At 43.3% G+C, this 14,922-nt stretch carries 13 protein-coding genes and 1 pseudogene; 4 read left to right on the plus strand and 10 right to left on the minus strand.

Translation table 11 applies throughout. The features are described 5' to 3' along the window. Positions 1 to 138: 138 nt before the first annotated feature. On the minus strand, positions 139 to 1,143 hold the full coding sequence (locus tag AB4493_RS20295; RefSeq protein WP_372052197.1) for a metal-dependent hydrolase: 1,005 nt from the start codon (positions 1,141 to 1,143) through the stop codon (positions 139 to 141). Between the two features lie 227 nt (positions 1,144 to 1,370). Beyond that, positions 1,371 to 2,180 (minus strand): sulfite exporter TauE/SafE family protein, encoded by an 810-nt coding sequence (locus AB4493_RS20300; protein WP_017066225.1) that lies wholly within the window; start codon positions 2,178 to 2,180, stop codon positions 1,371 to 1,373. A 343-nt stretch (positions 2,181 to 2,523) separates the two neighbouring features. On the opposite strand from AB4493_RS20300, the gene AB4493_RS20305 reads away from it, so the two are divergent. Together AB4493_RS20305 and AB4493_RS20310 are read left to right on the plus strand one after the other, a co-directional pair. Further along, positions 2,524 to 3,501 carry a DUF1852 domain-containing protein gene (locus AB4493_RS20305; RefSeq protein ID WP_017064213.1) on the plus strand — a complete coding sequence of 326 codons (978 nt, stop codon included), beginning with the start codon at positions 2,524 to 2,526 and terminating at the stop codon, positions 3,499 to 3,501. Positions 3,502 to 3,546: 45 nt separating this feature from the next. Continuing rightward, the gene (locus tag AB4493_RS20310) at positions 3,547 to 4,575 is read left to right on the plus strand and encodes a methionine synthase (RefSeq protein WP_017062410.1); all 1,029 of its coding nucleotides are present in this window, start codon (positions 3,547 to 3,549) and stop codon (positions 4,573 to 4,575) included. A gap of 211 nt (positions 4,576 to 4,786) precedes the next feature. On the opposite strand, the gene AB4493_RS20315 is transcribed toward AB4493_RS20310, so the two are convergent. The 8 genes from AB4493_RS20315 to AB4493_RS20350 all read right to left on the minus strand — a co-directional run bounded on the left by AB4493_RS20315 (position 4,787) and on the right by AB4493_RS20350 (position 11,116). Further along, complete coding sequence (locus tag AB4493_RS20315) at positions 4,787 to 5,188, minus strand: hypothetical protein (protein ID WP_017062409.1); 402 nt, start codon at positions 5,186 to 5,188, stop codon at positions 4,787 to 4,789. Then, positions 5,181 to 5,630: an N-acetyltransferase gene (locus AB4493_RS20320; RefSeq protein WP_136973884.1), complete on the minus strand. Its 450-nt coding sequence runs from the start codon at positions 5,628 to 5,630 to the stop codon at positions 5,181 to 5,183. The genes AB4493_RS20315 and AB4493_RS20320 overlap by 8 nt, the downstream gene beginning before the upstream one ends. Positions 5,631 to 5,699: 69 nt before the next feature. After that, on the minus strand, positions 5,700 to 6,200 hold the full coding sequence (locus AB4493_RS20325; RefSeq protein WP_372155706.1) for a hypothetical protein: 501 nt from the start codon (positions 6,198 to 6,200) through the stop codon (positions 5,700 to 5,702). Positions 6,201 to 6,261: 61 nt separating this feature from the next. Further along, positions 6,262 to 6,702: a hypothetical protein gene (locus AB4493_RS20330; RefSeq protein WP_017062406.1), complete on the minus strand. Its 441-nt coding sequence runs from the start codon at positions 6,700 to 6,702 to the stop codon at positions 6,262 to 6,264. A 199-nt stretch (positions 6,703 to 6,901) separates the two neighbouring features. Continuing rightward, entirely contained in the window at positions 6,902 to 7,402 is a 501-nt protein-coding gene (locus tag AB4493_RS20335; RefSeq protein ID WP_017062405.1) for an opioid growth factor receptor-related protein, read from the minus strand. 473 nt (positions 7,403 to 7,875) lie between these two features. Next, positions 7,876 to 8,349: a response regulator gene (locus AB4493_RS20340; RefSeq protein ID WP_010438444.1), complete on the minus strand. Its 474-nt coding sequence runs from the start codon at positions 8,347 to 8,349 to the stop codon at positions 7,876 to 7,878. Further along, positions 8,336 to 9,691 (minus strand): ATP-binding protein, encoded by a 1,356-nt coding sequence (locus AB4493_RS20345; RefSeq protein WP_372104791.1) that lies wholly within the window; start codon positions 9,689 to 9,691, stop codon positions 8,336 to 8,338. Before AB4493_RS20345 ends, AB4493_RS20340 begins: the two co-directional genes overlap by 14 nt. A gap of 6 nt (positions 9,692 to 9,697) precedes the next feature. Beyond that, positions 9,698 to 11,116 carry a DASS family sodium-coupled anion symporter gene (locus AB4493_RS20350; protein ID WP_102332139.1) on the minus strand — a complete coding sequence of 473 codons (1,419 nt, stop codon included), beginning with the start codon at positions 11,114 to 11,116 and terminating at the stop codon, positions 9,698 to 9,700. A gap of 484 nt (positions 11,117 to 11,600) precedes the next feature. Here AB4493_RS20350 and AB4493_RS20355 point away from each other — a divergent pair, with 484 nt between their 5' ends. Continuing rightward, positions 11,601 to 14,618, plus strand: a complete 3,018-nt coding sequence (locus AB4493_RS20355; RefSeq protein WP_017069971.1) for an EAL domain-containing protein — start codon at positions 11,601 to 11,603, stop codon at positions 14,616 to 14,618. A 122-nt stretch (positions 14,619 to 14,740) separates the two neighbouring features. Further along, a pseudogene (locus tag AB4493_RS20360) lies at positions 14,741 to 14,851 on the plus strand (DUF3103 family protein); the annotation flags it as partial. Positions 14,852 to 14,922 lie beyond the last annotated feature (71 nt).

The following is a 14,922-nucleotide window of genomic DNA, read 5'->3' on the forward strand; positions in this document are numbered from 1 at the left end:
ACGTGGATTCCATATACGGAATGGGGCATAAATGAGCTATAGCTTCCCCTAAATTAACAATTCAGAGATAACTAAACGTATGGAAAGTCGCTTAACGTAGCATCCAGTATTGACGGTGCAGATCAGTTTAAAACTAGCTCATTTATCGCCAGTGAGCATACCGAAGAAGATCTGTCTCGACTCTGGCGTGTTGTCTCTATGAGTTTCGTATTTTACATGCGCGTTTGCATCAACTGCTTTTGATAGCTTGATGCTCCATAGTGCTTTCATTTGATTTGGTACAATTGAATATCGGACATCGATAATACGCAGCTCGTCTGTTGGGTCCTGAGCGATATAACCATTTGAAAACCAGCGGAAACGTTCTATGTCTTTGGCTTGTTGAGAGTCCGGGTCAAGCCAAGGTAAATCCCTGCTAACATTCAGCTTCGCAATCGACTCTCCGGGATACGTGCTTACCGATGTGCCAACCCGCACTGCGTCTACATGGTAATGAGCCTCTGTTTCGTACACCACTTTCCAAACCAAGATATTCGCAAAGCTTGGTTTTGCCTCTAATCGAATCGGTGTGTGTTGCCTTTCTTGCGCTAATTGCCACCCAATCGCCTCTGCCCTGTCTCGCTGAATCATCCCTAATGTTGGATAAATTAGCGCCCAAGTAAACGCAACACGCGCTAGCCAAGGCGCTCGTTTTAACGTCGCAAACACAAGCAACACTAGAATGGGAAGCGTATAAACAGGATCGATGATTGATATGGTATTCCAAGAAAAACGCGCGTTGGTGAAAGGCCAAAGTAACTGCGTGCCATAGGTGGTACAAGCGTCTAACAGTGCATGAGTACCATAGCCCAGAGCACAAAACAGCCAACTTTGTTTGAAAGAAAGCCCACGTTTTTTTGCAATCAGGTGATGCAGAACCAAAGCGCAGATCAAACTGCCAATGGGAATAAAGAAGAGTGAATGGGTAAATTGTCGATGAAATTCCAAAGCCAACAAAGGGTCACTTTGAGACTTAATCAGTGCATCCAAATCTGGTGCTAACCCGGAGAGCAGCCCTAATACCCCAGCAACAACCAAATGTTGTTTTTTGCTGGCAGATTGTGACAAAGAAACGCCTAACACGCCCTGCGTTAAAGGATCCATAAATCACTCATTGATAGCATTCCGTTGAATCAAACAAAATACATTTAGCTATAGCGGTGAACTGTTCACAACTAAACGGTTTTATCAATATACTCATGTACATAGTTGTATAAGCATAGACCGATAAACAAAAAAAGAGCAGTTATGAAACTGCCCTTTTCTAATTATTGGTGGTTGATCAATTTATTCGTTTTTGTTCTGTATATTCACACTTGAACGATCTTTTATTAACGAGCAACCATGCTTGCTGCGATAACCACCAGCAGTACTGAGAAGATTTTCTTAATCGTTGGAACCGGTAAATGGTTGGTGGCTTTTGCGCCTAACGGAGCCGTAAACCAAGACGTGCACACAATACCCAACAGCGCAGGCAGATAAACAAAGCCAGCAAAGCCATCTGATAGAGCAAAGTGGCTGCTGCCTGAACTGATGTAACCTATCGAGCCAAACAACGCGATCACAATGCCACAAGCCGAGGCACAACCGATGGCCTTTTTCATACCGACAGAGAAGAACGTTAATAGCGGAACCAGCAATGCTCCGCCACCAATACCTATCATGGCAGATAAGCCACCCGTAATGGTTGTCAGCACAGTGAGCACGCCTTTGTTCGGCAGTTTTCGTTCCTTAGGCGCATCATTTTTGCTGCTTAAGAACATCTTGATCGCAATCAGAACCACACTCACAGCAAACACAATACGAACGACTTTTTCCGGTAACAACGCCGCCATAAAACCACTAACCAATGCACCCAGAGCAACACCAAGCATGATCCAAGGCGCCAGATCCCAAGGCACGTTGCCATTCTTGTGGTGAGCGAGTGCAGAAGATGTGGAAGTGAACAGTATCGATGCCAACGAGGTAGCAATCGCAGCGACAACAACTTGGTCGGAAGGTAGAACTTCTAAATACAGTAAAATGCTGCTTAACACAGGAACAATGATCAGCCCTCCGCCAATACCTAACAAACCGGCTAGAAACCCAACACCACTGCCCAGTAACGCACAGTAGAAAATCAACAACAGCAATTCACTCATTTCATCCATCTCTTAATTAAATTAATCGTCTTAAATAACGCACTATTAATGCGGTTATATTTCCATCAAGCTAATTAATATAACTGACACCGACTAAAATATTCAAACAGAATAGATCATGAATATTCCTCATGTTGAATGTGAAGTAATACCATTGTTAATGGTCAACCTATCAACGTATAAAAACCTTAAGCGATTAACTTTATACGACATTAATTCTACTAAGCATTAATTTCAGACAGCATAGCCTTCGATTCTTAATCCGGTCACAAGCAAAAAATAAAAGCCGTTTTAATACTAAAGACCGAGAGAATCAGAAAAAAAATTGGGATACCAAATCAGCATGAATAAAGAATTTAATTTTACGATTAAGAGCATTAGCCTCGACGAAAACTACCAGCCTGCAGACAGCACGCGTATCACTACCAACTTTGCTAACCTGGCTCGCGGTGACAGCCGTCAAGCGAACTTACGCAATGCACTACAAATGATCGATAACAGTTTCAACGCGTTAGCGCACTGGGATAACCCTAAGGGCGACCGCTACTCTGTTGAGCTTGAAATCATTTCTGTTGATATGGATATTGAAAGCAACGGCGAAGCATTCCCTTCAATTGAAGTGCTGAAAACCAATATTGTAGACCGTAAAACTAACGAGCGTATTGAAGGCATTATCGGAAATAACTTCTCTTCTTATGTTCGAGATTATGACTTTAGCGTACGTCTATTGGATCATAATAAAGGCCAAGATAAATTCAGCATTCCAGAAGATTTTGGTGACTTACACGGTAAGCTTTTTAAATATTTCGTTAACTCTGACGCTTACAAAAAGAACTTTAATAAACGACCTGTTATTTGCTTAAGCGTGTCAGATAATAAAACCTATTACCGCACTGAAAACCAACACCCAGTATTAGGTTTTGAATACCAACCGAATGAGTCTTCTTTAACTGAACAATATTTCAAAAAGATGGGCTTACAGGTTCGTTATTTCATGCCGCCTAACAGTGTTGCACCTTTGGCCTTCTATTTCTTTGGTGATCTGCTGAACGATTACTCTAACCTAGAGCTTATCAGCACCATCAGTACCATGGGTACGTTCCAGAAAATCTACCGACCTGAGATTTACAACGCGAACGCGGTTGCGGGTAACTGTTACCAACCAAACTTGAAAAACTTGGATCACTCGCTGACTCAAATCGTGTACGACCGTGAAGAACGAAGCCAGCTAGCTGTTGAACAAGGTAAATTCGCAGAAGAGAAGTTCATTAAGCCATACCAATCAGTTCTAGAGAACTGGTCGGCAAATTACGCACTTTAATCGTCTATTGCGCTCTCAAACCACCCAAGGATAGGCAATATTATTATGAAAACACTATTACCGACTTCAACAGCGGGCAGCTTGCCGAAACCGTCTTGGCTTGCACAACCAGAGACGCTTTGGTCGCCATGGAAACTTCAAGGCGATGAACTCACAGACGGCAAACAAGATGCGCTGCGTGTCTCTCTGCACGAGCAACAGCAAGCAGGCATTGATATTGTGAGTGACGGCGAACAAACACGTCAACACTTTGTAACGACCTTCATTGAACACCTGAATGGCGTTGATTTTGAAAAGCGTGAAACCGTTAAAATCCGCGACCGTTACGATGCGAGTGTACCGACGGTTGTAGGCCCAGTTTCTCGTCAGAAATCTGTGTTTGTTGAAGATGCGAAGTTCTTACGTCAGCAAACCGACCAACCGATCAAATGGGCTCTGCCGGGGCCTATGACCATGATTGATACACTTTACGATGCGCATTACCAAAGCCGTGAAAAACTGGCGTGGGAATTTGCAAAGATCCTCAACGAAGAAGCCAAAGAACTTGAAGCGGCAGGCGTGGATATTATTCAGTTCGATGAACCTGCGTTTAACGTGTTTTTTGATGAAGTGAACAATTGGGGCATCGCTTGTTTGGAAAGAGCCATTGAAGGGCTTAAGTGCGAAACAGCAGTCCATATTTGTTATGGCTACGGCATTAAAGCGAATACGGATTGGAAAAAGACATTAGGCACCGAGTGGCGCCAATACGAAGAAGTCTTCCCTAAGCTGCAGCAATCGAATATCGACATTATCTCTTTAGAGTGTCACAACTCTCATGTACCTCTTGAGCTGCTTGAGCTCGTACGAGGCAAGAAAGTAATGGTCGGTGCGATTGATGTTGCAACCGATTCGATTGAAACACCGGAAGAAGTGGCTAGCACTCTACGTGAAACACTTAAGTACGTTGATGCCGACAAGCTCTACCCTTGCACCAACTGCGGCATGGCTCCCCTACCTCGCGAGATAGCCTCAGCGAAGCTTAATGCGCTAAGTGCTGGCGCAGAGATCGTTCGTAAAGAGCTTTCAGCGTAACGCTTTCCTAAAGAACAAAAACTATGCCTTTAAGCCTAAGTATCATATTGATGCTTAGGCTTTTTGTTATGTGAGTTAATGAGCTTTACGCGCTGCTTACCAGGTTTTATCTAGGTCTTGAGCATATAAAGAGATCGCTCGTTGGTACTCTTTAATCGCATCGCTATTCGTCGTGGAAACTAAAAGCTCAAGTAACAGCGATGTCGCTTCTTTATGGCGACCTAGTTCGACACGCTAACATACGGCTCCATTCTTCTTTGCTCATTGCGCCTTTAGAAAGGTAAATATTGTGTTTCTGCATTGCACCTTTCGTGTATGAAAGCTTGATGAATGAGCCAATTTCAAACGGAAGAAAGCTACGCTGTAAAGTCACATCACAAGCAACGCCATTTAAACGTACATGACCGTTCGTGATTTCAAACGAGCTATCGCGAAGCTTCCACCACAACATTAGAATTTTTATTAATGGAGGAACACAAATTATCAGCCCTATGGTTAGCAGCGATGAACGATCACCGTCTGATATCCAATAGACAAGACCTAGTGCAATAACAATAAACAGCAACTCTGAAAATAAGTATTTAACAAAATTTAGTTGGATACGGTTATCCATGACACTCTCTCAATGATGACCCTAAAGGCAGCTCCATTTCAACGAGCCCTTTCACTTCAGACAACTGAGTAAAACCTTTTGATTGATAAAGCTTAATGGCGGGGTTCTCACTGAACACGCGCAACACTAACTGAGCCGATGCTTGATTGTTCGCATGTTCAATAGCCAAATCGAGACACTTAGAGCCAAAACCTTGACCTTGACAGTCAGCTAATATCTGCAAGTCCCTAAGAAACGTTGTACCACTAGCGTAACTGAAGCGAACAACACCAATACGGCGATCCCCCACATAAATTTCATAGTTATCCAGCTCATCCCAGCTGCGTAAAAACTGGCTATGACCCCAAGCGATTCCACGAGCTTGATAGTAACTCGCCATATTCGTTTTGGTGATCGATTCAGCGAACTTAGGCTCTGAACCTTTGACCAACCTTACTTCCATATTGTGTCCTTTGTTTTCAAATCACATCTGAATACGGCATAGCAAAATGCCGTATATGTTGAATCATTTTTAGGTACATACTGGTTTCACTTCCTTCCATTGTGTATTCCATTCTTCGCCTAACAAATTAGAAAGTTTTTCACAGTCGTATAGATAGCGAAGACTATCTTTACAGTACGCAGTAAGTATTTCAGTTAACTGACCAGACGCTTTTTCGTTGTCTTTGAGTTTTCCGTACATCATCAAACCAGTCCTAAAGGTGTCTTGATCGAGGTCAGACGCTTGCTTCGATAACATCCCAAAGGAAATAGCGTTAATAGACAGGGCTAATGCAATCGCATCGCCTTCATCTCCCTCTAATTCACAAGCACTATAACGAGCTAACAAGTTCGATGTTTTAATTAATGGGGCAAGGTCTTTTGTATTTGCATATTTATAGGTTTCAAAACCTTGCCGCACCGCAGCTTTATGACTGTCTTCAATGCTCACAACATAGTCTGTCAAAACATGTAAGCTCGCATATGCACCTAGCCCGAAAGCCACAATGAACACGGCGATTAATCTGATCACTTATCTCTCCTAAAAGAACCTTGTGCTGGTTAATTTTAAACGGCGTCTTGTAGTAACAACCCTACTTGCCATCGACCTTTTCTAGAAACCAACTTCCTTGGCACGGCCCATTGGTTAAGTGCCATCGGCCGTCAAATCTACTGCCACTGCCACGTGCGGAAAAACGATAATCCCATTGGCGATGTTTAGCATATAAACGTAAGTCGCCGTTTTCCGTCACCCAACCCTCTAACGGTGTTCCATTGTAGGTAAGCCTTAGAGTAGCCTTACCCTCACGAATAGTTCCGGTGATGGTTGTGCGTTCACACATATTATTGCCAGTGGTGTTAATACGGCGGCCTAGCCACTCACCGTCGAAATCGATAGAAGGAACAAATTGGGGACTATCCGGAAGTTTAGGAAACGACTCGGAATTACTGGACCCGAACCACTGAAGCTCACGACCAACAAGGAAGAAGACAACAAAGCCGATTGATATCGCTATCACAAATCCCTTTTTCATTAGCCTCTTCCTAATCCGCTGACCTTAAGAAAAGAACCCTAACATAATGAAAAGTAATAACTTACCATCAGTTTAATTAACTTTGATATATTCCACAAATTGCATTCAAATGTTGAATATAGAGAAAGCGGCATCGTACAAAATACCGCGCATTGAGAATCAATTATGAGCAGTGCCGGAAGCTCTGCACAGAAAAACCCTAACCTTCCAAGGCATTGCGCCAATACTGAACGGTTTTATCCGACACCAACCCTGTCTCGGTCGCCGCTGATACTAAAAAGTCACATAACCGAGCCGCAACCTCTTCATTACCCAACAAGTATAAACTGCGAATGGCTCGCGTTAACCTTAGCTGGTTATGGTCATGATTCTTTAACCATACGTGATTAGCCGGGCTAAGTGGTAACGATGAAGATATTTCACTCCCGTTTCGCTGCATACCCCAAAACTCAAGCATCAGGTCAAGCACTTGTAGATGAGCTGTGCGGAGCGCTTCTGAATTAGCAAAAAGCACCTTATCTTCTTGAGTAACCAACGGGGCATGTTGATTAAACTTAGTCCCCTCATCTATTGGGAAGAACACTTGAATGTACTTATGGTCATGCTCCAACCAAAAATGATTGTAAGCCAATAACTGTTCTATATTTCGACCAAATTTGTCCGGCGCTTCACCAGATATAAAGCGAGCAATCTCACTCATTTTAAAATCCTACTGACTATAAACCCCCACTTGTGGGCGAATGCATTATTACGCAGTAAGCCGTCAAAAGCCTAGTCCTTTACGTTGTAAGTACCGATTTGGCTTAGAACTCCACGTCCCACGCGTTAGGAATCACTTTTGAATAATTTCGACTTACTTTTCTAACAAACGACACGGGAACTCTGCGACACATTTTAGCTCTGCTGTATGTTCAGGGAATCGTTCCTGAAGAAAACACAATGCATCCGTTGGCGTTGGCGTTGGCGTTGGCGTAGCGTATGAGTTTTAGACTAAAGCCAGCAACCAGTGTGTTAATAACTGAGTACCAAAACCTGAACGACTAAAAGAGGTAGGTAAAATAAGCAGCGAAAGATTACATCTTTCAAAGAAAAACCCTTCAGAAAGCGTCCTTCGGTGCATAGAATTTCAAGCGACTTACACTAGTGAATAATGTAAGTCGCTAACATAAGAGACTAACGTAAGCGTCTCAACACAACCTGCTGGTCGAGCTCATTCTGATAGTCCGTGTAATCAAGCCCTTGATCAAATATGTACTCAGTGACAAGAGTGCGAATGCACTCAACTAATGTGCTTGCTTGCCAAGGCTTTTCAAAGTAACGGTCGATGCCTGCTGCATTAATCGCATTGATGGTATCGGTATGAGTGGCCTGCCCTGTAAGAAGAATTTTCTTTGTATTCGGAAAGCGGCTGTCATGGAACACGTCAGTGAGTAACTCCACACCCGTTTTCCCTGGCATCACATGATCAGACACGATGACGGTAATGTGTTCGCCTTCTGCGTCAAGTTCATCAATGAGATCAAGCACTTCTTGTGCTGATTCACAATCTTCAATATTCAGCCAACTCGCCAGCGGCTCTAAATCTTGTACCACTGCGCTCAGTACTTCTCTCTGGTCATCGACACAGATTAAATTAAGCTTCTCCATGTTCACCCTCTACTGGTAACTTGATTCTAAATACAGTTTTAGAAGCATCACTTTTCACAATGATACTTCCGCCATAACCCGCCACAATCCGCTTAACTACTGATAAACCCAAGCCCAATCCAAACGATAAACCACCTTTTTTAGTGGTGAAGTTGGGCTGAAATACCTTTCTACGAGTCGCCTCGTCTATCTCAGGGCCGTTATTCGCGATCGTAACTAATATCCTTTTCTTACTTAATCTGGTTTGAATCTCTATTGCGGCATCGTCTGAATTCGACATTGCATCACAAGCATTCTTTACAATGTTGACCCAAATCTGAACGAGCTCTGTTTTCGAGCCTTTAAAAGACGGTAAATCCGCAGGGCTCAATCGCACAGACACTCTACGTAACTCACTTTGTAGCAACGATAAGGCATGGTTAATGGAGTCGTTAATATCAACCGCTTCTTCGGTGTCGATATCAACTCTGCCAAGTTGTTTAACCGATTTTACGATGCCGACGGTGTGTCTAGATGCCAAACGCAAATCATGTAAATCACAGCCCATCTGCCAAAAACGAATCGCTTCTTCTGGTTTTTTCAGCCAATGCTTTGAAATAACGTCTGTTGCAGATAAAGCATCAATTGGAATCGCCTTTGCAAGAGAGCGAGCAATGTTTTTGTCTAAACCATATTTTCTTTCAAATTGTCGCCCACGTGTTCGTGCTTCTGACGACGACGTTTTCTGACCATGCATTAACCCAAAATCGAAAAATTGACTGGCTTCTGGATGCACTTCTTCAAGCAGATCCATGATGACCGTTTCAAGTCGACCAGATTTACTATTTACGACACCAATAGCGTTGTTAAGCTCATGAGCAATCCCTGCAGCCAATTGACCCAAGGTCGTCATTTGCTCAGCAGTATGTAACTTCTCTAGCGCTTTTTGTTTCGCTATCGCTTCTTGTGTTGCGCGGCGTTGACGACGCGACAACTCATTGACAATTACAGGTGTGAACTGTGCGGTAAGAGGACCAAATTTACGTTCATCTTCTGCAGGCGTGTCTTTATCGATCCACGCTAACTCAACATCGGTTTTAGCAACAACCGTTGAAGATGCTGTCCAATTACCTGAAAAGAAGCTATGAACGCCTATAAAAGCCCCACTACCCGCGCTAAATACTCGCACTTGCGGTGTATTCGCATCGGTATAAAACCCTTCCAGTTCTCCACTAAACACATAATATAAACGAGTGTTTAACGCTGATTGTTCAATAATGGTGTTACCGGCACAGCACGTCACCCGACGTTCTGTTTGGTTAAAATAGCGCTCGATCAGTGCTTCTAGCTTTTGTTGATACACGTATCGTTATCCTATGTGACCAATTGAATGTAGCACCCACACCATAACAAAACTCAGTAGCACACCAACCACACCCAAAATAATACCGATTCTGGCCATTTGATTACTTTGCACATGACCAGTGGCATGAGCCAACGCATTCGGTGGCGTACTGATTGGCAGCGACATACCTAATGAAGCGGCAAAAGTCACAACCAAAATTAACGTTAGCTCACCGCCTAGTGGCGTGAGTGAAGCCATAGACGAACCTAATGCCGCCATAATTGGCATTAACAAGTTAGCCGTTGCGGTATGAGACATAAAGTTTGCCATTACCAAACACAAGAACGCCGCTCCGAACAACACCACATAGGGTGAGTAGCTATCAAACGGAATACTGTGTACCACGAGCTTTGCTAAGCCAGTTTTATCGAGCGCTAAACCAAGCGCAATACCACCTGATACAAGCCACAATACGTCCCAAGAAATTTTCTTCAGGTCTTCTTTATTGATGATCCCTGTGAGTGAGAACACAGCGACAGGAATCAGAGCGACGGTGTAAGAGTTCATGCCATGGCTTGAACCCATTAACCAAAGAATGATGGTCAGCGCAAAAGTGACGTACACCGCAATGGCTTTAGGCGTTTTAAGGAATTTACCTTTGATGCTTAGCTCGATTTTCTTTTGGTCAGCTTTGTACATAAAGCCTATTAAAAACCACGCTAACGCCATCATAATCACAACAAACGGCACACCAAATGCCATCCATTCACCGAACGTAATGAGGTTATCGCCAACTAAATATTTAAGTGCGATAGCGTTCGGAGGGGTACCGATCGGAGTACCAATGCCACCGATGTTAGCGGCAACCGGGATACAAAGCGCAAACGCTACACGACCGGGGTCTTTCGGACCAAACACAGCCAGTACCGGCGTTAAAATAGAGAGCATCATTGCCGTTGTTGCCGTGTTAGACATAAACATCGAAAAGATACCAGTGATCAACATTAAGCCGAGCATCACAAACTTTGGGTCTTGTCCAAATGGCTTCAACAACACGCGAGCTAAGTTTACGTCTAATCGATATTTAGTGGCGGCCATTGCTAAGAAGAAACCACCCAAAAACAGCATGATGATTGGGCTAGCGAATGTCGCCATGATATCGCTGTATTTTAACAGCTCACCAAAATGTTCCTCCCCATGCTCAAACCTTAAAAAGATCAGCCCTTTATCCGACAACATCAATAATTGCAGAACGATAATAACAACAGACGTCGCGTAGATCGGGATGGGCTCGAACACCCAGCACAATGCCGCTAACAAAAAGATCGCAATAACGCGTTGTTGAATAATCGTAAGGCCTTCAAATGGAAACGCTGATAGCGGCATGACGAGGATAATGAAAGGAATTAAAATAGGGATAATGTATTTAATATAGGGGCGCATAGCACAAAAACTCTTCCTGAGATAACAACTACTTAGAAATTAGATTTACAGTTCTAATTTAGATCCGACAACGAATTATCGAACTCTCGCCACTATCTCACTCTCGGCTAGATCAATGATTATGTGATCACGATATCCCCTTTTTCGATTCTGTGCGCTACCTCTACGTTTGTATGCCATTTATTGTTGCAATTAAATTCAGGAGAGTGGTTTCTGCGTTTCTATTCATAATCCGTTCCGGTTATTCTAGGTACTGTCAGAACAGATCAGTCGCTTAAGTCATGTCCATAAATTGAGGACCGCTTCTGAGTAACCTCTCAAATATATGAGTTAGAATTACTCGGATTGTGCGTGGTTTTGCATTTCCTTTTGCCGTAAGTTTATTTTCAAGCTCGCTTAGTAGAGCATGGAAGAAATAATAAAAAGATACCTATTCTCCCCCGAAAACAGTTCTACTCAACACAACTTTCGACCGGCTAATAACATGACTATTGTTACATCTAAAAAACGTCCTACCGTTGGCATTGTGCTGCCTATGCTCAGTGGCTTCTACATGGGCGAGCTAAATGCAACCCTTAGAAGGCTTGCGAAAAACCATAAAGTCAATCTGATCTTCATCCGCTCGGGTGAGCGAAGAGATTTTAAACTTCCTATATATTTTAATCATCTCGATGCCCTTGTGGTCGTTCTCCATGCAGCGACAGTAAAGTTGATCGAAGAAGCTATAAACGCAAACATTCCAGTCATTTCTATTGGAGCAAGCTATGCGCCGCTGCCCGTTGAGCAGTATTATAGTGTGCAAAGCGATGGTGTCACTAAGCTCTATGAATGGTTACAAAGTCAAGGACACGAAGAAATCGGCTTTTGTGGCGATCTCACTGTTAATGATATCAGGTCTCGCTTCAAAGCGTATCAACGCACGGTGATTGATCATAAAGGCTCATTCAACCAACGCCATTTCTTCCGCGTGTCGAATTGTTCTCTATCTGGGGGACGAGAAGCCGCAATAGAATTTATACAGCGTAAATCCAAATGCACTGCGGTTATCTGCGCAACTGACCACAATGCTGTAGGTATGATGGAGCAACTGTCTCACAGCAATATCTCGGTACCTGACGATGTCGCCATCGTAGGCATTGATAATATTTTCGTCGGTCAACAATTCAATCCCAAGTTAACAACAGTAGACCAACAGCTTGAGCTTCTAGCGACGCAAGTATTTCACCGCGTGTTGGAACGTATTTCTGGGAAGCCTTTTAATAATGCCAATAATAGTGTCCCGCAAAAGCTCATCGTTCATCAGTCTTGCGGTAACACAAACCCAGATCTCGAACATAAAGAAGATATCAACTCAACTCGCCAAATCCTCTTAAATGTGCAAGGGCGTTCTCCCGCTGAGATATTCGAAAATTTCTATTCACAAGCACAAGGAGGTTTTGACTCAATTAGAGATGCTCAAAGCCTTTACGGAAACAATCTTGACTGGGCCTGTCTCGCTGAGTGTAATTCGGAGCAATACACTATTAGGAAATGGGTAGAAAAAGGCATGACTCAGCCAACTACCCTACCGCAACAAACAGATATTCAAGACGATATTCGCAATTTCCCATTTTTCGAACGCTATGATCATTTCGTTGCTTCCATTCTTCCTATCAACTCAGGGCAAGAAGATCACTGGAAGCTCGTCGCTGTTGTTGATTCATTGCAAGATCACCAAGATATCGGTACACAATCGGTATTCAACAATTATTTAGATATGCTCGCACTGTTCATCGAGCGCGACGAGCTTATCAATACAAGTAACAATCGTCAGAAGAACTCCCAACAGTTGTTGCAACAGCTCAAAGTAGTATCTAACAGCTCAAACGATGGTATCTGGGATTGGGACTTACTAACCAATACTCTTGTCTGGAACAGTCGGTTAACCAAAATGATTGGCTGTCAAGATACCTTTTCTGATCGTAAGTTAGGATGTGACCATCTGTTCCAATATATACACTCAGAAGACTTAGAACTTCTCGAGTCCGCCATTCATAACCACTTAAACGAAGAAGTACCGTTCAAATGTGAATTCAGGATGAAGACGCAACATCGCGGATATATCTGGGTTCATGCCAATGGCTCAGCGGTTCATAATGCAGAAGGGCAGGCTGTGCGCTTCATTGGCTCAATGACGGATGTAACTCAAGAGCGAGAAGATGCGGAAAAGATTCAACACATGGCGTATTATGATGCGCTTACTGGCATCGCTAATCGCCGGAAAATAATGGAAAGCATCGCGCAACACATTGTGAATCGACCTAACCAAAAACGCGCGGTCATGTTGATGGATCTTAACCGTTTTAAGATTATCAACGACTCTTTTGGTCATCACGTCGGTGATGCACTTCTTTGCCACGTGACCAAACATATTCAGAACGTGCTATCAAGTGAACACCTTGTCGCACGTTTGGGAGGTGACGAATTCTTGTTTTTGTGTAATGTCAGTTCCGAAGCAGACATCAACGCACTCGCCACGCAGATTTTAAATGCCGTTCAAAACCCATTGATCGTTGATGATATTGAGATTATCAGCCAAGGAAGCCTAGGCATCGCTATGTATCCTTATGATGGAGTAAGTGCCGAAGAATTAATTAAGCAGGCCGACATTGCCATGTATCAAGCTAAAAAGCTGGGAGGACAAAGCTATCTCAACTTTCAAAGGTCAATGGCAAAAGAGACGGAAAACATAATCGAAATAGAGCACCAACTCAGTCGTGCCATCGCTCAACAAGAAATAAAGGTGCACTACCAACCTCAATATTGTGGGCAAGATGAAAAGATTACTGCTGTTGAAGCACTAGCAAGATGGGAATCTCCAACATTGGGGGATGTCCCTCCTGACCAGTTTATCGAGGTTGCTGAATCAGCTGGCCTAATCAGCAAGCTTGGTGAATGTATCATTCATCGAGTTTGTAAGGATGTTGAAGGATCTGAATGGCTACAAACCATGAGCCATATTTCCATTAATATCAGTGCAAAACAGCTGATACAGCCTCACTTCGCTCAAGAAATCATTCGAACTATTCGCCAATACCAGCTTCCTTTGACGTTATTCTGTATTGAGATAACCGAGTCAGCAGCAATTGTCGATTACGAGTTATGCATAAACTCACTTAAAGAACTACACGATGTAGGAATTTCTATCTCTCTTGACGATTTTGGCACGGGATTCTCTTCTCTATCTCTACTAAAGCAACTTCCACTAAGTGAAGTAAAGATCGACCGTTCATTTATCTCTGACATAACTCAAGGGCAGACCAACTTAGACTTCGTCAACACTATGATCATGATGGGTAAAAGCTTGGGCTATCGTGTTGTAGCTGAAGGGGTGGAAACTGCTGATCATAACCAACGCCTAAACGGACTGGGGATAGATCTGCTGCAAGGTTATTACTTCAGTAAACCTCGACCATTAAGTGAACTGGAATCAGAAGTGGCTATCAAATTGACTAGAGCTTAACCGTGGCACAACGGCATTATTTAAAAGTAATGCCATTCTTATTCACGCTTTGCGTTAACTTTACTGCCTATTGGCAGGTTAACGGAATAAAAATGAGCGTAAACAGTAGATGACATAAAGGTCGTTTAGAACCACAGATAGACCTCGTTGAGATGCCTTATCTGGACTACGACAAACAGACGTACTACCCCAATCAGACAGTTATCTTCTGGCCTCGCTACCGCTGGGGCGCAGGCGGGAATGCTGTCGCATCGTTTGCACCAGTCACTATTTCGCCAACAGAGTAAGACGTTTCTTATTGAGT

The sequence above is a fragment of the Vibrio sp. 10N.222.55.A1 genome (assembly GCF_041473835.1).
In the GTDB taxonomy this organism is placed as follows: Bacteria; Pseudomonadota; Gammaproteobacteria; order Enterobacterales; family Vibrionaceae; genus Vibrio; species Vibrio crassostreae_C.

Bases quoted from the DNA above. Each gene is read 5' to 3' on its own strand.
- AB4493_RS20295 (WP_372052197.1), bottom strand. From the start codon at position 1,143: ATGGATCCTTTAACGCAGGGCGTGTTAGGCGTTTCTTTGTCACAATCT.
- AB4493_RS20300 (WP_017066225.1), bottom strand. From the start codon at position 2,180: ATGAGTGAATTGCTGTTGTTGATTTTCTACTGTGCGTTACTGGGCAGT.
- AB4493_RS20305 (WP_017064213.1), top strand. From the start codon at position 2,524: ATGAATAAAGAATTTAATTTTACGATTAAGAGCATTAGCCTCGACGAA.
- AB4493_RS20310 (WP_017062410.1), top strand. From the start codon at position 3,547: ATGAAAACACTATTACCGACTTCAACAGCGGGCAGCTTGCCGAAACCG.
- AB4493_RS20315 (WP_017062409.1), bottom strand. From the start codon at position 5,188: ATGGATAACCGTATCCAACTAAATTTTGTTAAATACTTATTTTCAGAG.
- AB4493_RS20320 (WP_136973884.1), bottom strand. From the start codon at position 5,630: ATGGAAGTAAGGTTGGTCAAAGGTTCAGAGCCTAAGTTCGCTGAATCG.
- AB4493_RS20330 (WP_017062406.1), bottom strand. From the start codon at position 6,702: ATGAAAAAGGGATTTGTGATAGCGATATCAATCGGCTTTGTTGTCTTC.
- AB4493_RS20335 (WP_017062405.1), bottom strand. From the start codon at position 7,402: ATGAGTGAGATTGCTCGCTTTATATCTGGTGAAGCGCCGGACAAATTT.
- AB4493_RS20340 (WP_010438444.1), bottom strand. From the start codon at position 8,349: ATGGAGAAGCTTAATTTAATCTGTGTCGATGACCAGAGAGAAGTACTG.
- AB4493_RS20350 (WP_102332139.1), bottom strand. From the start codon at position 11,116: ATGCGCCCCTATATTAAATACATTATCCCTATTTTAATTCCTTTCATT.
- AB4493_RS20355 (WP_017069971.1), top strand. From the start codon at position 11,601: ATGACTATTGTTACATCTAAAAAACGTCCTACCGTTGGCATTGTGCTG.